This is a genomic window from Actinosynnema sp. NPDC004786 (assembly GCF_053601135.1).
The window spans coordinates 46,645-65,849 of sequence record NZ_JBSGBG010000029.1 but is presented as its reverse complement, the minus strand read 5'-3'; the positions used below and the strand labels follow the sequence as shown (position 1 = coordinate 65,849).

Annotated in this window: 18 protein-coding genes; 4 read left to right on the top strand and 14 right to left on the bottom strand. The window is 75.1% G+C overall.

Annotated features, from left to right (window positions below; all coding sequences use genetic code 11):
* Window positions 1–193: 193 nt before the first annotated feature.
* A complete protein-coding gene (locus ACWEFJ_RS24510) occupies window positions 194–1,882 on the top strand; it encodes a 3-ketosteroid-delta-1-dehydrogenase (RefSeq protein WP_449715185.1) in 1,689 nt (562 codons plus the stop codon).
* A 165-nt stretch (window positions 1,883–2,047) separates the two neighbouring features.
* Window positions 2,048–3,013, top strand: coding sequence for a MarR family transcriptional regulator (locus tag ACWEFJ_RS24505; protein ID WP_449715184.1), 966 nt, complete (start codon window positions 2,048–2,050; stop codon window positions 3,011–3,013).
* A gap of 25 nt (window positions 3,014–3,038) precedes the next feature.
* Here the strand turns inward: ACWEFJ_RS24505 and ACWEFJ_RS24500 are convergent, their stop codons facing one another.
* The 9 genes from ACWEFJ_RS24500 to ACWEFJ_RS24460 all read right to left on the bottom strand — a co-directional run bounded on the left by ACWEFJ_RS24500 (window position 3,039) and on the right by ACWEFJ_RS24460 (window position 11,284).
* Window positions 3,039–4,274: an NAD(P)/FAD-dependent oxidoreductase gene (locus tag ACWEFJ_RS24500; RefSeq protein WP_449715183.1), complete on the bottom strand. Its 1,236-nt coding sequence runs from the start codon at window positions 4,272–4,274 to the stop codon at window positions 3,039–3,041.
* Entirely contained in the window at window positions 4,271–4,609 is a 339-nt protein-coding gene (locus ACWEFJ_RS24495) for a 2Fe-2S iron-sulfur cluster-binding protein (RefSeq protein WP_449715182.1), read from the bottom strand. Before ACWEFJ_RS24495 ends, ACWEFJ_RS24500 begins: the two co-directional genes overlap by 4 nt.
* Window positions 4,609–5,829 carry a cytochrome P450 gene (locus tag ACWEFJ_RS24490; RefSeq protein WP_449715181.1) on the bottom strand — a complete coding sequence of 407 codons (1,221 nt, stop codon included), beginning with the start codon at window positions 5,827–5,829 and terminating at the stop codon, window positions 4,609–4,611. The genes ACWEFJ_RS24495 and ACWEFJ_RS24490 overlap by 1 nt, the downstream gene beginning before the upstream one ends.
* Before the next feature lie 17 nt (window positions 5,830–5,846).
* A complete protein-coding gene (locus tag ACWEFJ_RS24485) occupies window positions 5,847–6,752 on the bottom strand; it encodes an SDR family NAD(P)-dependent oxidoreductase (protein WP_449715180.1) in 906 nt (301 codons plus the stop codon).
* Between the two features lie 99 nt (window positions 6,753–6,851).
* Entirely contained in the window at window positions 6,852–7,772 is a 921-nt protein-coding gene (locus tag ACWEFJ_RS24480) for an SMP-30/gluconolactonase/LRE family protein (RefSeq protein WP_449715179.1), read from the bottom strand.
* A 36-nt stretch (window positions 7,773–7,808) separates the two neighbouring features.
* The gene (locus ACWEFJ_RS24475) at window positions 7,809–8,753 is read right to left on the bottom strand and encodes an alpha/beta hydrolase (protein ID WP_449715178.1); all 945 of its coding nucleotides are present in this window, start codon (window positions 8,751–8,753) and stop codon (window positions 7,809–7,811) included.
* Window positions 8,754–8,765: 12 nt separating this feature from the next.
* Window positions 8,766–9,629 (bottom strand): SDR family NAD(P)-dependent oxidoreductase, encoded by an 864-nt coding sequence (locus tag ACWEFJ_RS24470; RefSeq protein WP_449715177.1) that lies wholly within the window; start codon window positions 9,627–9,629, stop codon window positions 8,766–8,768.
* Entirely contained in the window at window positions 9,626–10,777 is a 1,152-nt protein-coding gene (locus ACWEFJ_RS24465) for a serine hydrolase domain-containing protein (protein WP_449715176.1), read from the bottom strand. The genes ACWEFJ_RS24470 and ACWEFJ_RS24465 overlap by 4 nt, the downstream gene beginning before the upstream one ends.
* A 111-nt stretch (window positions 10,778–10,888) precedes the next feature.
* Window positions 10,889–11,284, bottom strand: coding sequence for a nuclear transport factor 2 family protein (locus ACWEFJ_RS24460; RefSeq protein ID WP_378088255.1), 396 nt, complete (start codon window positions 11,282–11,284; stop codon window positions 10,889–10,891).
* 127 nt (window positions 11,285–11,411) lie between these two features.
* Between ACWEFJ_RS24460 and ACWEFJ_RS24455 the strand changes: the two genes are divergently transcribed.
* On the top strand, window positions 11,412–12,203 hold the full coding sequence (locus tag ACWEFJ_RS24455; protein ID WP_449715175.1) for an enoyl-CoA hydratase/isomerase family protein: 792 nt from the start codon (window positions 11,412–11,414) through the stop codon (window positions 12,201–12,203).
* A gap of 41 nt (window positions 12,204–12,244) precedes the next feature.
* Here the strand turns inward: ACWEFJ_RS24455 and ACWEFJ_RS24450 are convergent, their stop codons facing one another.
* Entirely contained in the window at window positions 12,245–14,200 is a 1,956-nt protein-coding gene (locus ACWEFJ_RS24450) for a flavin-containing monooxygenase (protein ID WP_449715174.1), read from the bottom strand.
* Between the two features lie 46 nt (window positions 14,201–14,246).
* Complete coding sequence (locus tag ACWEFJ_RS24445) at window positions 14,247–15,080, bottom strand: IclR family transcriptional regulator (protein WP_378088244.1); 834 nt, start codon at window positions 15,078–15,080, stop codon at window positions 14,247–14,249.
* 174 nt (window positions 15,081–15,254) lie between these two features.
* Between ACWEFJ_RS24445 and ACWEFJ_RS24440 the strand changes: the two genes are divergently transcribed.
* On the top strand, window positions 15,255–15,854 hold the full coding sequence (locus ACWEFJ_RS24440) for a TetR/AcrR family transcriptional regulator (RefSeq protein ID WP_449715173.1): 600 nt from the start codon (window positions 15,255–15,257) through the stop codon (window positions 15,852–15,854).
* A gap of 3 nt (window positions 15,855–15,857) precedes the next feature.
* Here ACWEFJ_RS24440 and ACWEFJ_RS24435 read toward each other — a convergent pair whose 3' ends face one another.
* Genes ACWEFJ_RS24435 through ACWEFJ_RS24425 form a run of 3 tightly spaced genes read right to left on the bottom strand, consistent with a single transcriptional unit; the run spans window position 15,858 to window position 19,203 of the window.
* Window positions 15,858–17,048, bottom strand: coding sequence for a CaiB/BaiF CoA transferase family protein (locus tag ACWEFJ_RS24435; RefSeq protein ID WP_449715172.1), 1,191 nt, complete (start codon window positions 17,046–17,048; stop codon window positions 15,858–15,860).
* Complete coding sequence (locus ACWEFJ_RS24430; protein WP_449715171.1) at window positions 17,045–18,058, bottom strand: acyl-CoA dehydrogenase family protein; 1,014 nt, start codon at window positions 18,056–18,058, stop codon at window positions 17,045–17,047. Before ACWEFJ_RS24430 ends, ACWEFJ_RS24435 begins: the two co-directional genes overlap by 4 nt.
* Window positions 18,055–19,203: an acyl-CoA dehydrogenase family protein gene (locus ACWEFJ_RS24425; RefSeq protein ID WP_449715170.1), complete on the bottom strand. Its 1,149-nt coding sequence runs from the start codon at window positions 19,201–19,203 to the stop codon at window positions 18,055–18,057. The genes ACWEFJ_RS24430 and ACWEFJ_RS24425 overlap by 4 nt, the downstream gene beginning before the upstream one ends.
* Window positions 19,204–19,205: the final 2 nt, after the last annotated feature.

The window sequence follows — 19,205 nt, the reverse complement described above, 5'->3', positions numbered from 1 at the left end:
ACCGATCCGTCTCGACGCCGCCGAAGCGGCTCCACGTGGTGTTCCACTCAACGGAACCGCCGCCGTCGTCACCCCAGTCGCGGGCGCATCCTCGGCCGAGTCCCGGAGCGGAGGTGAGCCCGGTGGGCGTGCACGACACAACGCTGCGGCGGCGGAGGTTCCACCAGGGCGCGTTGGTTATTGCGGAGGAACGATGACGACACCCGCGCCGACGGCGCACGACACGACCGTGGACCTGCTCGTGGTGGGGTCCGGCACGGGTTTGGCCGCTGCCTTGGGCGGACGGGAGGCCGGGCTCGACGTCCTCGTGGTCGAGAAGACGCCCCACGTCGGCGGGTCGACGGCGCGGTCGGGGGGCGCGTTCTGGATCCCCGGCAACCCCGCGCTGCGGGCGGCGGGTTCGGGCGACACCGCGGAGGGAGCGGCCGAGTACCTGCTCGACCTGGTCGGCGACTCCGCCCCGCAGGAGCGGTGGCGTGCGTTCCTGGAGCACGGGCCCGCCACCGTGGAGATGTTGCTGCGCACGACGCCGATGCGGTTCTCCTGGGCCGAGGGCTACTCGGACTACCACCCGGAGCGGCCCGGCGGGAGCGCGGTGGGGCGCAGCTGCGAGTGCCGCCCGTTCGACGCGTCGGTGCTCAAGGCGGAACGCCGGCGGCTGCGGCCCGGTGTGCTCTCCGCTCCGGTGCCGATGCCGGTCACCGGAGCGGACTACCGGTGGATGAACCTCATGGCCCGCGTGCCCCGCAAGGCGGTGCCGCGTATCGCGCGCCGCGTCGTGCAGGGCCTGGGCGGTCTGCTGTTGGGCCGGGAGTACCTGGCGGGTGGTCAGGCGTTGGCCGCCGGGCTGTTCGCGGGCGTGCTGCGCGCGGGCGTGCCGGTGTGGACGGAGACCTCCCTGGTGCGCCTGACCACCGACGGCGACCGGGTGACCGGCGCGGTTCTGCGGCAGCGCGACCGGGAGGTCACCGTGACCGCGCGGCGTGGTGTCGTGCTCGCGGCGGGCGGTTTCGACCACCACGGCGACTGGCGGCGTCGGCACCAGTCGCCGGCGCTGGAGGGGTGGAGCCTGGGCGCCGAGGGCAACACCGGTGACGCCATCCGCGCCGCGCGGGAGGTCGGGGCCGGGACCGCGCTGATGGACCAGGCGTGGTGGTTCCCCGCGGTCGCGCCGCTGCCCGGTGGGTCGCCGCAGGTGCTGCTGGCCGAGCGGTCGCTGCCCGGTTCGTTCATGGTGGACTCGACGGGCCGCCGGTTCGTCAACGAGGCCACCGACTACATGTCGTTCGGGCAACGGGTGCTCGCCCGGGAGAAGGCCGGCGACCCGGTGGGCGCGATGTGGCTGGTGTTCGACCAGCGCTACCGCAACAGCTACGTGTTCGCGGGCACGGTGTTCCCCCGCATGCCGCTCCCCCGCGCCTGGTACGCCGCGGGCATCGCGCACCGCGCCGCCACGCCGGGCGACCTGGCGCGTGCCGCCGGGCTGCCGCCCGAGCGGTTCGCGGGGGCGTTCGGGCGGTTCGCCGAGCTGGCCGGGTCCGGTGTGGACCACGACTTCGGGCGCGGGCGCAGCGCCTACGACCGCTACTACGGCGACCCCACGGTGACGCCCAACCCGAACCTGCGGCCGCTCGACCGGGGACCGCTGCACGCCGTGCGCGTCGTGCTGTCCGACCTGGGCACGTGCGGCGGCATCACGGCGGACGGATCGGCACGCGCCCTGCGGCAGGACGGCGCCCCGATCGAGGGGTTGTACGCCATCGGCAACGCCGCGGCCAACGCGTTCGGCCCGACCTACCCCGGCGCCGGGGCCACCATCGGCCAAGGGCTGGTGTTCGGCCACCTCGCCGCCCGGCACGCCGCCTCTCTCCCCTCGCGGTGACCGGCCGCGGACCTCCCCGGAAGGACGGACGCACCGCGCTCGCCACCGGCCGGACCACCGCCCTGCGCCTGCCCTCCGAGGGCGCGTCGAAGGGCGGCGCCCACCGGTGATCGGCCCTTCCCCGCGCCCGCCGGCTAGGCTGGCCGGACGCGGGGAGGAGGACGGGTGGGTGAGACGGCGGACCGGGTCGTCCCGGTCGACGCCGACGAGGTCCGGTTGGCGTCGGCGACGCTGGACCTGGTCAACCTGATCGCCTTCGCCGCGCACGGCCGCGCCTTCGCCCGCCGTTTCCGCGACGCCACCGGCGTGGACCTGCCCGCCGCCGAGCTGCGCACCCTGCTCGTCCTGGCGCAGGGCGACGCGCGCAGCGGTGGCGACCTGGCGGCGGCGCTGGCCATCGACCTCGGGCAGGCCGGCAGGCAGGTGTCGGCGCTGGAACGGGCGGGGCTGGTCGGGCGCTCCCCCGACCCGGCCGACCGGCGGCGCAGCCTGGTGGCGCTGTCCGAGCGCGGCGCGGAGGTGGACCGGCGGTGGCGGTCGGCGTGGCTGCGGGACTACCTGCGCCCGGTGGCGCGGTGGCCGGAAGCCGACGTCGCGGACCTGACCCGGTGGCTGCGACTGGTGGACGCGGCGTTGCGCCGGGGGTTGGGGGCGGGCGCGCCGGGTGGTCGGCGGACCGCCGGGGCGGAGGCCGCGCCGCCGCACCTGCGCTCCTACGCCGAGGTCGTCGTGGGTTTGGTCGAGCTGGTGGGCGCCTCGCACGGGTTCGACGACCTGCTGCGGGAACTGCGGGCGCCGATCCGGCAGTCCGCCTACTTCGCGCTGCGGCTGATCGACGCCCACGGCCCGCTGGCCATCACCGAGGTGGGGCAGCGGGCCGGGGTGGACCAGTCGCAGGCCAGCAAGCAGGTGCGCCTGCTGGAGGAGCACGGGCTGGTGGAGCGGGCCGCGGACGGCTTCGACCGGCGCAGCACGCTGGTCAGGGCGTCACGGCGCGGCCGGACCCTGGTGCGGCGGGTCCGCGACCTCCAGCTGGCCGGGCTGCGCGGCCTGCTGGGGGGCGCTCCCCGCGGCGACCGGGACCGGTGGGCGGAGCTGGTCGTCGAGCTGGTGGCCGGGCTGAGCCGGTGACGGCCCGCCCGACGCCCGCAACGGCTCACGCGACCAGCTCCTTCAGCGGCACACCGGCGTCGGCCGCCGCGTCGCGGGAGATCGCCCTCCCGTGCGCGAGCGCCTTGCGCACGACCAGGAAGTCGGCGGGGGCGTTGACGCACTCGGCGGCGGTGAGGCGGTCGCCGCGGTAGCGCAGCGCGGTGAACCGGCCGGGCCGGCCACCCGGGCGGAGGACCACCTCGTCGTCGGGGTGCGCCAGCCCGGCGATCTGGATCTTCAGATCGCCCTGGTCCGACCAGAACCACGGCACGCCGGTGTAGGGGCGCGGGTCGCCCACCAGCGTGGTGGCGGCGGCCTTGGCCTGTTCCACGGCGTTGTCCACGCTCTCCAGCCGCAGCCGCCGGTCGGAGCCGGGTGTGGGGTCGGGAAGGTCGGCGCAGTCGCCCACGGCGAGGGTGTGACCGTCGGAGGCGCGGGAGAAGGCGTCGACGACCACGCCGCCGTCACAGTGCAGCCCGGCGGCGCGCGCCAGGTCGTCACGCGGACGGGCGCCGACGCCGACCAGCACGAGACCGGCGGGCAGGCTCGTGCCGTCCTCCAGCTCGACGGCGGTCACCGTCCCCCGATCACCGCGGAAGCGCAGCGGGCGCGCCCCGGTCAGCACCCGCACCCCGGCGGCCTGGTGCGCCGCTCGCACCAGTTCGGCCGTCACCGGGCCGACCACGCGGCCCATCAGCGCCGGGCCGGCCTCGACCACGGTCACCCGCACGCCCGCCGCCGCCGCGGTGGCGGCGACCTCCAGCCCGATGAACCCGCCGCCGACCACCACGAGGTCGGTGACGTCGAGGCGACGGGCCAGCGCCTCGGCGTCGGCGACGTCGCGCAGCACCACCACCCCGTCCAGATCCGCGCCCTCCAGGTCCAGGCGGCGCGGTTCGGCACCGGTGGCCAGCACCAGGCGGTCGAACTCCCAGGACCGGCCGGAGGCGGCCACGGCCGTGCCCGCGCCCGTCCCGGACAGCTCCAGCCGCGTGACCCGCTCGCCCAGGACCAGGTCCACGCGTTGCTCGCGGTAGAAGGCGGGGCTGCGCAGCGCCAGCGACTCGGCGGTCGCCTCGCCGCGCAGCACCGCCTTGGACAGCGGCGGCCTGCCGTAGGGGGCGTGGGGTTCCTGTCCGACCAGGGTGACCGGGCCGTCCCAGCCGAGGTCGCGGGCGCTGCCCACCAGCTGCGCGCCGGCCTGGCCCGCGCCCACGACGAGCAGGTGGCCGGTGCTCACAGCTGGGTCTCCGGGATGGTGACGCGGACCTCCTGGCCCGCCGCGAGGACGAGTTGGCAGGACAGCCGGGAGTTGTCCTCGCGGTCGGTGGCGGCGACGTCGAGCATGTCGTCCTCGTCCTCGCCGACCGGCGGGAAGTCGTCGGCGTGGCGCTCGTCGAGGAAGACGTGGCAGGTCGCGCAGGACAGCGACCCGCCGCACTGGCCGAGGATGCCGGGGACGCCGTTGCGGACCGCGGTCCGCATCACCGAGTCGCCGACCTCGGCCTCCACGACCCGTTCGGTGCCGTCGGGCTGCGTGTAGAACACCTTGGGCACGGTCGTGTCCCCCTTCATCACCAGGTGACGGGCAGGTCGGTGATCGGCTGCGTCAGGACCGTGCGGTCGACCACCGGCTCGCCGGCCGGTCGCAGGTTCGGGATGCGCTTGAACAGCTCGGCCAGGCCGACCTGCAGCTCCATCCGGGCCAGCGGGGCGCCCAGGCAGTGGTGCAGGCCGTGGCTGAGCGTCAGGTGGGCGTTCCCGGTCCGGGTGATGTCGAACCGGCCCGGGTCGGTCACGGCGGCGGGGTCGTGCCCGGCGGCGGTCAGGTCGACGCTGACCGCCTCGCCCTTGGCGATGAGCTGACCGTCCACGACGACGTCCTCGGTGGCGACGAACGGCACCAGGCCGCCACCGCCGCCCACCATCGGCGAGGCCACGAACCCGCCGTGCCGCAGCACCTCCTCGGCCGTGGTCGCGGCGAGGCCGTCGGGGTCGGCGAGGAACAGCGCGCGCTGCTCGTCCGAGCGCAGCAGGGACAGCACACCGGTGGTCAGGAAGTTCGCGGTGTTGTCGAAGCCGCCGACGATGAGGATGAACGCGATCGGCAGGATCTCGGCGTCGGTCAGCGTCTCGTCCCGGTCACGGGCGTGGGCCAGGGCGCTGAGCAGGTCGTCGCGGGGCTCCTCGCGGCGCCGCGCGATCAGGTCCGTCATGTAGGCGGCCAGCTCCGCCATGTCGGCGGCCACCTCGGCCTCGGTCCTGCCCGCCACGGCCAGCGTCGAGGAGCTCCACCGCTCGAACTTCCCCCGGTCGGAGGAGGGCACGCCCAGCAGGGAGCTGAGCATCTCGATCGGCAGCGACAGCGAGTACTCCGACACCAGGTTCCGCACGCCGCCGCGGGCGATCATGCCGTCGATCAGCTCGTTGGCGAAGGCCACGGCGGAGTCGCGCATCTCCCGCACCCGCTTGGGCGAGATGGCCTTCTGCACGAGCTTGCGCAGCCTGGTGTGCTGCGGCGGGTCCTCGAACTGGAGCGTGCCGCGCAGGAAGTCCGGGAACGGCACGAAGAACGGCACGACGCGCTCGCCGGTGCGGAACGGCTCGCGCACGAACCGGCGGTCGCTCAGGATCTCGCGGGCGGCGGCGTTGCGGTGCACCAGCCACACGTCGCCGCCGTGCGGCATGGTCATCTTCGTCATCGGCCGGTCGGCGACCAGGCGGCCGATGTGCTCGACGGCCTCGGCCGGGGTCATGGGGCCGAAGGGGTACTCGGTGCCCGGGGTGGTGGTCATCGTCGCGTCTCCGGTGTTCAGGCGGTGGGCAGCTGGGGCACGGCGACCAGTTCGGGTCGTGCGTCGGGGGTGAGGGCCATGACCTCCTCGAACCGCTCGGCGACGGTCTCGACGGTCAGGGCGGGGTCGTGGATGCCGGTGGTGGTGACCACGACGGCGCGGTTGACCGTGCCACCGGCGGCGTTGAACAGCTCGCCGGTCACCGTGCAGGAGGGGTGCACGAGGTAGGCGGCCAGCGGGGCGACGTGCTCGGGCAGCAGCTGGGTGCGCAGGTACTCCATGACCTCGGGGGTCAGCGACGCCGCCGAGCTCTCGGCCATGCGGGTGCCCGCGCCGGGCGCGACGGCGTTGACCAGGATGCCGTGCTCGGCGCCTTCGAGGGCGAGGTTGCGGGTCAGGCCGAACACCGCGCCCTTGGAGCTGCCGTAGTGGGTCATCAGCGGGTTGCCCAGCATCGCGGCGGAGACGGTGTTGACGACGCGCCCGCTGCCGGAGGCGATCAGGTGCGGCCAGGCCGCCTTGCAGACGTGGAGCGAACCGAAGAAGTGCACGTCGAGGTGGCGCTGGTACTCGCGCGTGTCGACCTCGTCGAAGCGGGCGGTGCGCACGATGCCGGCGTTGTTGATCACCGCGTCCAGGCGGCCGAACTCGCCGACCGCGGTCTCGACGACCTCGGCGGCGCCGTCCTCGGTGGAGATGTCGGCGCGGCAGGCCACGGCCCGGCCGCCGGCGGCGCGGATCTCGGCCACGACGTCGCCCGCCGGGTCGTCGCCGTCCACGCCGCCGCCGTCGACCCTCGCGCCGAGGTCGGCGACGACGACGGACGCGCCGCGTGAGGCCAGCAGCAGGGCGTGGGCGCGGCCGATGCCACGCCCGGCCCCGGTCACGACCACGGCGCGGTCGGTGAAGGACAGGGTGTCCACGGGTGTCCCCTTCTGCTCGGCGCGCTCGCTGCCGCACCCGGGCAGGCCACCAACGCTACCGAATACATGAGTTTGGTCAAGTAAAGTGAGGCGGGTCGGTCAGGGGCGGTTGGCGCCGCCGCCGACCGCGACGTCGGCGGCCCAGACCGAGCCGCGGCGCCGGCTGCGGGACTCCTCCCAGTCCAGGACGTCCAAGCCGGCGCAGATGTAGAGGGTGCGGCGGTCCTCGCCGCCGAGCACGCACGCGGGGGGCAGCGCCGCCTGCGGGTCGAAGCGCACGACGTCGGTGACGGCCCCGCCTTCGACGATGCGGGCCACGGCGGGCGCCGAGGGCAGGCCCGTCCACACGCCGCCCTCCTCGTCCAGGCAGATGCCGTCGGGCAGCGAGGAGGTGGCGGCGAACACGCGCCGACCGCCCAACCGGCCGTCGGCGTCGCGGTCGAGCACGGTGATGCGGTTCGCGAACGCCTCGGCGGTCACCACCCGCGTGCCGTCGGAGCTGACGGCGATGCCGTTCGCGCCGCCGAAACCGCCCAGTTCGGTCAGGGCGCGGGCGGCGCCGTCCGGTTCGACCACGAGCAGCGCCGAGTCGCGCGGTTCCTCGCCCGCGAACAGCTCGAAGCCCAGCTGGGTGACGTAGGCGCGGCCGTCGGCGTCCACGACCATGTCGTTGACCGGCCCGGTGGCCAGTGCCCGCAGGTCGGCGTGCACGGTGACCCGCTCGCCGTCGAACGCCAGGACCAGGCGCTCGTGCATCGAGGTGACGATCAGCCGGCCGTCGGGCAGCCAGCCGAAGCCGCCCGGGATCACCTCGACGCCGTTGACCGGGGTGCGGTCGGACAGGTCGAGGACGGTTTCCGGGGCTCCGGCGGCGTCGAGGCGGACGAGCCGGTGGGCGTACATGTCGCTGAACCACAGCGCACCGTCGTGCCAGCGCGGGCACTCCGCCCAGGTGTAGCCGCGCGACAGCTCGCGCGGGACGACCTCGCGCGCGTCGGCCAGGGGATCGACGTCGGACACGGTTTCTCCAAGGATGAGTTTGGTCAAGTTTTGCGCTCAGAACGGGAGCGGGTGGGCGAACTTGGCCCGCAGCAGCGCGCCGGTCTCGGCGACGGCGAGCCGGCCGCGCGCCAGGTGGTCGGCCTGGAGCACGAAGCCGTGCGGGACTCCGGGGTAGCGGGTGAGCGTGGTCTGCACGCGCGCCTCGCGCAGGCGCGCGGCGTAGCGCTCGCCCCAGTCGCGGATCGGGTCGCACTCCCCCGTCACCACGATCGCCGGGGGCAGGCCGGACAGGTCGGCCGCGTAGGCCGGGATGCGGTAGGGGCTGTCGGGCACGCCCTGCCCCGCGTCGGCCAGCGCGTTGAGGTAGAGCACGTCGTCGCGGCTCAGGATCGGGGCGTCGGCGTAGCGGGTGATCGACGGGGCGGCCAGGTCGCGGTCCACGCCGGGGTAGATCAGCACCTGGCAGGCGAGGGCGGGTCCACCGCGGTCGCGGGCCGCCAGCGCGACGGCCGCGGCCAGGGTGCCGCCCGCGCTGTCGCCGACCACGGCCAGTCGCGCCGGGTCCACGCCCAGGTCGTCGGCGTGCCCGGCGACCCACGCGGTGGCGGCCCAGGCGTCGTCGAACTGCGCGGGCGGCGGGGCCTCCGGCGCCAGGCGGTACTCGACCGCCACGACCACCGCGCCGCTGTGGTGGGCCAGGTTGCGGGCCACCGGCTCGAAGGAGTGGTTGGAGCCCATGCACATGCCGCCGCCGTGGAAGTACACGATCACCGGCGCGCCGTCGTCGGTGGTGGGGCGGTGCACGCGCAGCGGGATGTCCCCGTGCGGGGCGGGGATCGGGCGATCCTCGGTGACGGCCATGACGGGCAGGTTCGGCGGGTGGGGCGCGGCCTCCAGGGACGCGCGGGCGGCCTCGATGCCCCGCTCGCGCAGGGACGGGGTGTCGGCCACGGCCGCGGCGACGGCCGCGGCGTCGGGGTCCAGCGGGAACGCGGTCACGGTCGCACCCCCTCACTCGGCCGGGACGGTGAACTCGCCCTGGAGCAGGACCGGGGCACGGCGGTGGACCAGGGTGTCGGCGCGGGCGGCCATGGCGTCGAGGACGAACGGCTGCGAGGTCAGGTAGAACTCGCCGGCCGCCGCCTGGTCGAAGAACACGCGGGCGGCGTCGAGCGGGTCCATCGCCTGCGCCTTGACCTTCAGCATGGCCTGGCGGTGCTCCTCGGCCGCCGCGATGTCGCCGTCCTCGACCGCGCCCGCGGACTCGAAGATGTCGGAGGCGACCGCGCCGGGCAGCACCGCCTGGACGTGGACGTGACCGGCGTGCCCGGCCAGCTCGACCTCCTGGTGCAGGCACTCGGTGAGCGCGAGCACGGCGTGCTTGCTCATGATGTAGGGGGCTTGGAGGGGCGCGGCGCCGACCCCGCCGATCGAGGACAGGTTCCACACCCACGACCGCCCCGGCTCGGCGAGCATGCGCGGCAGGAACGCGCGGATGCCGTGGAAGACGCCGTTGACGTTGATGGCGACCAGGCGCTCCCAGTTGGCGACCGGGGTGTCCCACAGGTAGCCGAACTGCTCGACGCCGGCGTTGTTGACCAGCAGCCGGACCGGGCCGACCTCGGCCACGGTGCGCTCGGCGAGCCGCTCGAGCGCCCCCGGGTCGCGCACGTCGCAGGCGACGTCGACCGCACGGGCGCCGGCCGCCTCCAGTTCGGCGCGCAGGGCCGCGACGGCGGCGGTGTCGACGTCGGCGAGCACGACCGTCATGCCCAGCTCCAGCGCGGCGTGGCGGGCCAGTCCCGCGCCGATGCCGGCGCCCGCGCCGGTGATCACGGCGACACCGCCGCCGAACAGGGCCTTCGCCTCGCTCATCGGGTGTTCTCCTCGCGCTCGGCGACGATCTCGCGGATCGCGCGGACGACGGGTGCGAACGTCGTCTCCGGATCGGTGACCGCCGGGGTGTCCATGTTGTTGTGGCAGATCGCCACGGCGACGCGGTCGCGCAGGTCGGCCCAGGCGATCGACCCGCCCGCGCCGGGGCTGTAGACGATCTCGCGGTGCCCGCCCACCAGCGGGTCGGAGGCCCCCGGTTCGCCGCCGAGCCAGTAGCCGGCCGCGCCGAACCACACCGGGATGGTCAGCACCCGGTCCGGGTCGTGCGCGCCCTGCCGCGGCCGGGTCAGGGACGCGGCCCGTTCGTCGGACAGCAGCCGCACGCCGTCGAGTTCGCCGCCTTCGGCCAGCAGGGCGAAGATCCGGGCCACGGAGGGCGCGGTGGCGATGGCCCCGGCTCCGGGGTCGACGGCCTGCCGCACGACGCGCTGGTTGTGCACCTCGGAGCCGGGGAACACGGCGGGCGGGCTGATGTTGTGCTCGTCGACGATGGCGAAGGTGTCGCCGCCGTAGAGGGTGGCGACCCGGGGCAGGTCCGCGTCGGGCACGCCGAGGTGGAAGTCGGTGACGCCGAGCGGTGCGCAGATCTCCTCGCGGACGAACGCGTCGAACGACCGGCGGGCGGGGTCGGTGCGGCGCACGACCTCGCCGAGGATCCAGCCCCACACCAGCACGTGGTAGGCGTTGGCCGTGCCGGGTTCGAACAGCGGGGTGGACGCGGCGACGCGTTCGACCACCCAGTCCCAGTCGGCCATCAGCTCCGGCGTGACCCCGTCGGGCATCTGCGGGATGCCCGCGCGGTGCGACAGCGCCTGCTCGACGGTGGTGGCGGCCTTGCCGTTGGCGGCGAACTCCGGCCAGTAGCGGGAGATCGGCGCGTCCAAGTCGAGCAGGCCGCGCTCGGCCTGGAGGTGCACGGCGAGGGCGGTGACGCCCTTGGTCACCGAGAACACCGGGAACAGCGTGCGGTGGTCGGCGGGGACGCGGCGCTCGGCGTCGGCGAGCCCGGCGACGGCGTCGACGATCAGCTCGCCGCGGTGGTAGGCGGCGACGGCGATGCCGATCTCCCCCAGCTCCAGCGCGCGGTCGAGCGCCGCGCGGACGCGTGGGTCGTGCGGGACGGTCATGGGTCCTCCTCGTGCGGCGGCGAACGGCGGAGTCTGGCCCGGGATCGCCCGAGACTAGGGAGCGGGCGTCCGGGCGGGGCTTCGGTGTTCCGGTGAGTGGACGGGTCCGGGTCAGGAGGTGACCTGGCGGCGGGCGAGCAGCCAGCGGCCGTCGTCGCCGCGCCGCAGCTCGTCGGTGTAGGAGCCGACGGCGAGGATGCTCGACGGCGTGTCGCCGGAGAGGAGTTGGAAGTAGGAGTGGGCCGCGGCGCGGTCGCCGTCCACGTGGACCTCGTGGTTGGTGATGACGTGCCGGTTGCGGGAGGCGGGACCCGCGTACCCCAGCTCCCGCATCGACTCCAGCCCCGCCAGCACGTCCTCGCGGCCCTGCCAGGTCGCCTCGGGCATCCACCACTCCACGTCCTCGGTGCACAGGGCGCCGATCTCGGGGATCGTGCTCTCGTCGGCCAGGCGGCCGAACCGGTTGAGGAGGGTGACGATGCGCATCACGTCGTCGGCGGTGTTCAAGGGTTCATCTCCTTGGTCCTGTGTCGGGGCGGTGATGGTGGCCCCGCGCACGCGACCCCGGCGGCGCTCGTCCCGGTGAGCGGGACATCGGGCTCGCGCACCACCGCCGTGCGGCAGCCTCCGGGGCGTGACGACCTCTGCTGACGACACCCGCCCCGACCTGTCGGTGTCCGTGCTGGACGGCATCGCGCTGCTGGAGATGCGCCGCCCGCCCGCCAACCACTTCGACGAACGGCTCATCGGCGGCATCGTCGACGCCGCTCTCGCCCTCGACGACGACCCCGCCTGCCGGGTGATCGTGCTGGCCTCGCAGGGCAGGCACTTCTGCGCGGGCGCGGACTTCGGCGACGGCGGCGGCTTCGACCGGGACCGGGTCGCGGTGTCGGAACGCCTGTACCGCCGGGCCGCGCGGCTGTTCGACGTGCGCACGCCGATCATCGCCGCGGTGCAGGGCGCGGCGGTGGGCGGCGGCTTGGGCCTGGCGTGCGCGGCGGACTTCCGGGTCGCCGAGCCGTCGTCGCGGTTCGCGGCCAACTTCGCGCTGCTGGGCTTCCACCAGGGTTTCGGCCTGAGCGTGACGCTGCCGGACCTGCTGGGCCGGCGCGTCGCGGCCGACCTGCTGCTCACCGGGCGGCGGGTGGGCGGCGAGGAGGCCGTCCACATCGGACTGGCCGACCGGCTCGCCGAACCCGGTCGGGTGCGCGAGACCGCGTTGGCGTGGGCCCGGGAGATCGCGGCGGCGGCGCCGCTGGCGGTGCGGTCGATCCGGGCGACGTTGCGCGCCGACCTGCCCGGGCGCGTCCGTCGGGCGCTGGAGCGCGAACTGGCCGAGCAGGCCCGGCTGTGGCGGACCGCCGACTCCGCCGAGGGCATCGCGGCGAGCCTGGAGCGACGCGCGCCGGTGTTCCGCGGCGAGTGAGGACCGGGGCGTCGCCGGGCGCCGGCGACGCCCCGGGCACGTCAACTCCTCGCACCGGGCGTGAACGCGTAATCCCTCGGCTCCGGGGCGCGCAGCATGGTCCAGTAGTCGACCAGCCGCCACGGGCAGGTCACCCACGCCCGTCCGTTCTTGTTGCGGTAGTAGCCGTTGGCGGTGCCGCCGTGCTGCCACACGGTCTTGTCCAGCGACTCGTCCACGCGGCGGTTGTAGTCGTCGGTGGCCTCGCGGGTCGGCTCCATCGCGGCGAGGTCGTTCTCCACCAGGTACTGCAGGCTCTCCACGACGTAGTGGACGTGTTCCTCGCTGGTGACGTTGTGGCCGCCGCCGTGGTTGGGGGCGGCGTTGGGGCCGGCGGTGACGAAGAAGTTGGGGAAGCCGGGGACGGTGATGCCCAGGTAGGCGCGCGGGTCCTGGTCGGCCCACGCCTCGGACAGCGTCAGCCCGTCGCGGCCGACGACGTCGAGGAAACCCAGGTACTCCAGCTTGAAGCCGGTGGCCCAGATGATGACGTCGGCCTCGATGAACCCGCCCTCGGTGGTGACCACCCCGTCGGGGCGGATCTCGCGGAACGCGGCGCGGTGCACGGTGACGTGGTCGCGCTTGACCGCCTCGAAGAAGCCGGGGTCCTTGACGATGCGCTTGGCGAACGGCGGGAAGTCCGGGGTCAGCTTCTCCCTGAGGTCCGGCCGGTCGGCGAAGGAGCGTTCCAGGTGGTCCAGGCAGACCTGCATGACCGCGTCGTTGGCCGGGGACGCGGAGACGTGGGTCGCATACCAGTCGTCGTCGATGCGGGCGATCGGCCAGCCCTTGTCGGCGGCCCACCAGTAGGACTTGAGCCGGAACCACTGGTGGTAGTAGGGGATGTTCTCCAGCGCCCACCGCGCGCCCTCGGGGACGTCGGCGGCGACAGCGCGCTCGGGGATGACCCAGTGGGGCTGGCGCGCCACGACGTGCAGCGCCTCGACCTGGTCGACCACGGCGGCCACGACCTGCACCGAGGTGCAGCCCGCGCCGAGGACGACGACCTTCTTGCCGGTCAGGTCGACCTCGGGCCGCCACTGCGCGGTGTGCATCATCTCGCCGCGGAAGGTCTCCGCGCCGGGGATGTCGGGGATCGAGGCGGCGTTGAGCACGCCGGTGGCCGTGACCACGGCGTTGGCGCGGTGGGTGCGCGTCGCGCCGTCCGGGCCGCGCACGGTGAGCGTCCACGCCCGGTCGGCCTCGTCCCAGGCGCAGCCGAGCACTTCGGTGGAGAAGGAGATGTGGCGGTGCAGGTCGTACTTGCGGGCCACGCCGCGCAGGTACGCCAGGTACTCGGGCCCGGTCGGGTAGTACTTCGACCAGGTCGGGTTCAGCTCGAACGAGTACGAGTAGAAGTGGCTGGGGGTGTCGACCGCCGCGCCGGGGTAGGTGTTGCGCGACCAGGTGCCGCCGAGGTCGTCGTTCTTCTCGAACACGTGGTAGCGGAACCCGGCCTCGCCGAGTTTGATCGCGGCGTTGAGACCGATCATGCCCGAGCCGATGACGGCGACGGTGAAGTCCTCCGGCGGGCGGCGGGTCGTGGGCACCACGCGGCGGGCGGGTTCGAACCCGGCCTGCTCGCGCAGGTGGGCCACGTACTCGGCGTCCACCGTGTCGTTGGCGCAGACGCCGGCGAGCCGGCGGAACAGCTCGTCGTCGGGGACGCCCAGGCGCGGCACGAGCGAGGCGCCCAGCAGGCGGCGGGCGCGGGCGCGGACCTCGGCGGCGATCTCCTCCGGGTACTCGCCCGACCACGCCGCGCCGGCCGCGGCGCGGTGGCCGGCGAGCTCGGCCTCGAACTCGTCGACGAGCGCGGTGTCCCCGGTCAGGTGCACCAGGGCGGCGAGCAGGGCGCCGGGCTCGGCGGCGTCGACGGCGGCGGCCAGGGCGTCCGGGTCGACGCCGGTCACGGGCGAGACGACGTAGGTGGGCTGGTCGTGGGCGATCACGGTCATCGGGACACCGGTTCCTCGTGGTGGGTCGAAGCGACGGGTGCGCGGGTCAACCGCGGGCGAGGGCGGTCAGCGCGTCGGCGAGCGGCAGGGTCGCGTGGACGGGGCGGGTGGGCCGCCCGCGCAGGCGGGTCACGCCGGAGGCGGCGTACCAGATGTCGGTGGCGGCCCGGCGCACGGCGGCGACGGCCCGGTCGACGGGGACGGCGGTCGCGGGTCCGCACAGCGACAGGGCCGCGGACAGCCCGCCCTCGGCCGGGCCGATGGCGGCGGCGACCGCCGTGACGCCGGCGGAGCAGCCTTCGGCGTCCACGGCGACGCCGTCGCGGTCGCGGACCCGGTCGATCTCGCGGCGCAGGTCGGCTTCGGTGCGGACCCCGCCGGGCGTGGCGGGTGCGGGGTAGGACAGGGCGGGCCAGTCGGCGTCGTCGAGCTGGGCGAGCAGGGCGCGGCCCGCGGCCGAGTGCACGGCGGGTTGCCGGGCGCCCAGCCGCCAGCCCTCGCCCTTCTCCGGCCAGCCGCCGATGCGTTCCAGGTGCAGCACGTCCCCCGACTGCAGGGCGCTGAGGTGGACGGTCAACCCGGTCGAGCGGTGCAGGGCGTGCATGTGGGGCAGGGCGGCCTGGTGCACGCCGTCGCGGCGCACGACCTGGGACCCCAGCTCGAACATGCGGATGCCCAACGCGTACTCGAAGCCCCGGCGCTCGATCCAGCCGAGGTCGACCAGGCGGCCGAGGATGCGGTGCGCCGACGAGCGGGGCAGCCCCGCGCGCCGGGAGACCTCGGCCAGGGTGAACCGGTGGCCGCCGTCGAAGACCTGGAGCAGGGAGGCCACCCGGTCGATCATCGCGGTGGGCGCGTCGTGGCCCCGGGCCGTCGTCATCGGCGCCTCCCGGCGACATCGCCTTGTTGCACAATCTGCCGATGTGGCAGAAACTGACAGGTGTGAGCCTAGCCGCACCCGGTCATCGTGTAAACAAATCGTGTCCAATTTCCGCATACGATCCTGAATCCAGTTCTGTTTGGCCAGGTACCGGGCTTGCGAAGGGGTGTGCACGTGCCGAGGGGTGAGCGCCCGACGCTGACCGAGCGGCGTGCCGAGGAGCTGCGCGCCGCGATCGCCCGCGCCGCGATGGAGATCTTCGTGGCCGACGGCGACACCTCGGCGAAGGTCGAGCGCATCGCCGAGGCCGCCGGCGTCTCCCCGCGCACGTTCCACCGCCACTTCCCGGTCAAGGAGGACGTGGTGCGCCCGCTGTTCCGCGCCACCGCCGAGGCCGTCGCGAACGCGCTGCGGGACGTCCCGGACACCACCGACCCGGTCGAGGCCCTCGTCGCGGCCTGGACCGCCGCCATGCCCGGCGGCCGGATCAGCGAGTTCGACCGGCGGTTCCTCACGCTGATGGTGACCACGCCGGAGTACCGGCTGCGCTGGCAGGAGGCCGACCGGGAGCTGTGCGAGGTGATCGCCGGGTACCTCGACCGGCGCCTGCCGGCGGGCGGGCACCCGCTGCACCGCACGCTGCCCGCCTACCTGGTCGTGCACGCCACCCGGCACGTCTTCGAGCACTGGATCACGTCCGGCTCCGACGAGGACCTGGACGCGCTGCTGCGCGACGCGTTGCGGATGGTGCTGGCGGGCGCGGCCGTGCGATGACCCTCAGCCGAGCGCCCCGCACTCGCGCAGCGCCGCGACGTCGTCGGCCCCGTAGCCGTGGGCGGCCAGGACGCGTTCGGTGTCCGCGCCCCGGGCGGCGGGGGCGCGGGGCGGCGCCGAGGCCGAGCGGCCGAGCTTGATCGGCACGCCGATCCCCCGGTAGTCGCCGTCGGAGACCACCATGCCCCGGTGCCGCACCTGCGGCGCGGCCAGCGCGGCGGCGACGTCGTTGACCGGGCTCGCGGGCACCCCACGCCCCCGCAGCGCCTCGGCCAGTTCGTCGGCGTCCCGGGCGCGGAACAGCGGTTCGAGCAGGGCCAGCAGCTCGGCGCGGTGCTCGACGCGGTCCCGGTTGCGCAGGAACCTCCCGTCCCCGGCCAGGTCGGGCCGGCCGAGCACGTCGGTGAGCGCGGCGAAGTGGGCGTCGCTGGCGGCGGCCACGAACAGGCTGCCGCCGCGCGCGGTGCGGAACACCTGGTACGGCGCGACGGTCGGGTGCGCGGCCCCGGTGCGGACCGGCACCGCCCCGGAGGCCAGGTGGGCGGCGGAGTGCGGGTGCATCAGCGACACCACGGCGTCGATCAGCGTGATGTCCACCAGCTGCCCGCGCCCGCTGACCGCCCGCTCGGTCAGGGCCAGCAGGACGCCGGCGAACGCCTGGTGCGCGGCGGTGATGTCCACGATCGGCACACCGACGCGCAGCGGGTCGCCGTCCGGTTCGCCGTTGACGCTCATCAGCCCGCCGTGGGCCTGGAGCACCGCGTCGTAGCCCGGTTCCCCGCCCAGCGGGCCGTCCACGCCGTAGCCGGTGATGCGGCAGTACACCAGGCGCGGGAACCGCGCGGCCAGGTGCGACTCGTAGCCCAGGCCCCAGCGTTCCATGGTCCCGGCCTTGAAGTTCTCCACGACCACGTCCGCGCCGGCGATGAGGTCGAGCACCACCTCGCGGGCCCGCCCGACCTTGAGGTCGAGCACGATGTTGGCCTTGTTGCGGTTGAGCCCCTGGTAGTAGGCGCTGGTGGTCTGCCCGTCGTCCACGAACGGCGGCCCCCAGCGGCGGGTCTCGTCGCCCGCCGGGGGTTCGACCTTGACCACCTCGGCGCCGTGGTCGGCGAGCATCTGCGTGCACAGCGGCCCGGCCAGCACCCGGCTCAGGTCCAGCACCTTCAGGCCGCGCAGCGCTCCCCCGCTCACCGGGCGCCCCCGCTGACCGTCGCCCACCACGAGCCTTCTTCCGCCACGGCGGCGGCCAGCCGGTCCTGCCAGTGGGCCTCGTTGCCGAACTCCTCGCGCCACGACCACAGCCGCGCGGTCGCCGCACCGAGGTGGTGCTCGGCGGAGTAGCCGAGCGCACCGTGCAGCTGGTGCCCGATCGTGGCCACGACGTGCGCGCCGGCCGACGTGGTGGCCTTGGCGGCGGCCACGGCGACCTCGGCCCGGTCGTCCGCCTCGACCGCGAGCAGCGCGGCGTCGGCGGCGATCCGCATGGCGGTGACCTCCGCCGCGAGCGCGGCCAGGTGCTGCTGCACGGCCTGGAAGCGGGCCAGCGGGCGGCCGAACTGCTCGCGTTCGGCGACGTGCCGCCGGGCGGACTCCAACACCGCGCGGGCCGTGCCCGCGAGCTGCACCGACCGCACCAGCGCGCCCCTCAGCCGCAGCTCGTCGGCGTCGATCCCGACCGGCGCGGAGGCGACGGCCTCGACGTCGTGGAGCACCGCGGTGTCCCGCGGTTCCCCGGCGAGGTTCTCCGCCTGCTCGACCTCGCCGACCGGCGCCACGGCCACGCACAGGTCGTCGCCGTCCCGGGCGAGGGTGACGACGTGGTCGGCGTGCCGCGCCCACGGCACGGCGGCCCGGCCCGACAGCCGCGGCGGACCGCCGCGCCGGTGCGCCTTCACCACGTCGAGCGAGGCCACGACCAGACCACCGGGCACGTCCAGACCGGCCCGGGCCAGCAGCCACCCGGCCAGGAACGCCGACTCGGCGACCGGGGCCCCGGCGGCGTGGCGGGCGACGAGGTCGACCACGACCGCGAGGTCGCGCAGCCCCCCGCCGCTGCCGCCCACCTCCTCGGGCACGCCCAGCAGGTGGAAGCCGGTGTCGGCCAGGTCCTGCCACAGCGCGGCGTCGAAGCCGCCCGTCGTGCGTCCCTTGAGGATCGCGCCGACGGCGGCGCGGATCTCCTCGTGCAGCTCGTCGCTCACCGGACCCCCAGACCGCGGGCCACGACGGACCGCAGGATCTCGTTCGTGCCGCCGCGCAGGGTGAACGCCGGCGTGCGCGGGATCGCCTCGGCGAGCAGCCCCGCGAGTCCGTCCGCGCCGGGTCGGGGCTCGACGCCCGCCACCCGCCGCACCGACTCCACGACGTCGCCCTCGAAGCGGGATCCGAGGTCCTTGACCAGGGCCGCGGCCACCTCGGGGGATCGGCCCGCCGCCAGCGCGGCGGCCACGGCCAGCGAGAGCTGCCGCAACGCCCAGGCGCGGGCGGTGAGCCTCCCGACCTCGCGGGCGGCCACCGGGTCGCCCTCGCGCAGCCCCGACGCCCACGCCTGGAGCAGCGGTGCGGTGCTGAGGAACCGCTCGGGCCCGGAGCGCTCGTGCGCCAGCTCCGCGACGACCTGCCGCCAGCCGGCGCCCCGCTCGCCCAGCAGCGCGCCGGCCGGGACGACGGCGTGGTCGAGGACGACCTCGTTGAAGTGGTGCTCGCCGTCGATCGTCGTGATGGGCCGGACGTGCACCGCCGGGTGCGGCAGGTCCACCACGAACTGCGACAGGCCGGCGTGCCGGTCGCCGGGTGCGCCGTCGGTGCGGGCGAGCACGACGATCGCGTGGGCGAAGTGCGCGCCGGTGGTCCACAGCTTGGCGCCGGTGATCTCCCAGCCGCCGGCCACCTCGCGGGCGCGGGTGCGCACGGCGGCCAGGTCGGAACCCGCGTCCGGCTCGCTCATGCCGATGGCGAAGAAGCACTCGCCGCGGGCGATGCCCGGCAGGTACCGGAGCCGCTGCTCCTCGGTGCCGTTGCGCAGGATCGAGGGGGCCGTCTGGCGGTCGGCGATCCAGTGCGCGGCGACCGGCGCGCCCGCCGCCAGCAGCTCCTCGACCACCGCGAAGCGCTCCAGCGGGGAGCGGTCGTGGCCGCCGTAGCGGGCGGGCAGGGTCATGCCCAGCCAGCCGCGCGCGCCGAGCCGCCTGCTGAAGGCGGGGTCGGCGGCGGACATCCAGGCGTCGCCGCGCGGGCGGAACGCCCCGGCGGCGCGCTCGTCGTCGAGGAAGTGCCGCACCTCGTCCCGGAGCCTCAGCTCGGCGTCGCCGGGGCGGTGGGCGGCGAGGTCGATCGTGGCTGTCACCC

Coding starts and splice junctions, on each gene's coding strand:
- ACWEFJ_RS24510 (WP_449715185.1), top strand. CDS start 194: ATGACGACACCCGCGCCGACGGCGCACGACACGACCGTGGACCTGCTC.
- ACWEFJ_RS24495 (WP_449715182.1), bottom strand. CDS start 4,609: ATGAAGGGGGACACGACCGTGCCCAAGGTGTTCTACACGCAGCCCGAC.
- ACWEFJ_RS24490 (WP_449715181.1), bottom strand. CDS start 5,829: ATGACCACCACCCCGGGCACCGAGTACCCCTTCGGCCCCATGACCCCG.
- ACWEFJ_RS24470 (WP_449715177.1), bottom strand. CDS start 9,629: ATGAGCGAGGCGAAGGCCCTGTTCGGCGGCGGTGTCGCCGTGATCACC.
- ACWEFJ_RS24465 (WP_449715176.1), bottom strand. CDS start 10,777: ATGACCGTCCCGCACGACCCACGCGTCCGCGCGGCGCTCGACCGCGCG.
- ACWEFJ_RS24450 (WP_449715174.1), bottom strand. CDS start 14,200: ATGACCGTGATCGCCCACGACCAGCCCACCTACGTCGTCTCGCCCGTG.
- ACWEFJ_RS24445 (WP_378088244.1), bottom strand. CDS start 15,080: ATGACGACGGCCCGGGGCCACGACGCGCCCACCGCGATGATCGACCGG.